The sequence below is a fragment of the Chryseobacterium sp. SIMBA_029 genome, from assembly GCF_046535275.1.
In the GTDB taxonomy this organism is placed as follows: domain Bacteria; phylum Bacteroidota; class Bacteroidia; order Flavobacteriales; family Weeksellaceae; genus Chryseobacterium.
On the sequence record NZ_JAWRXA010000516.1, the window covers coordinates 1 to 259 of the forward strand.

The window sequence follows — 259 nt, forward strand, 5'->3', positions numbered from 1 at the left end:
TCTTAACTTTAATGATTCCAATGAAAACAAAGAAGTAAATAAAATAAATGTTTTTCAAAAATTAAAATCCCCGGAGACACAGAAAATACTGGATAGTATAAAGGCTAAAAAAAACCTAACAGAAGAAGACTCGCTGACTATTAAAGGTTTAAACGCAATTTCTGATTCTGCAAAAATAGATGATGTTAGAGAAATTCTGGAGCTGAACAAGACAATAGATCCTGAGGTTGAGTATGGAAATTATAAAACCAGAAAGTCT

The 259-nt window shown here is 30.5% G+C and carries 1 protein-coding gene; it reads left to right on the forward strand.

Annotated features, from left to right (window positions below):
- Nucleotides 1-259, forward strand: a 259-nt coding sequence (locus tag SB679_RS25040) for a hypothetical protein (RefSeq protein ID WP_410705017.1), incomplete at both ends; no start/stop codon positions are given.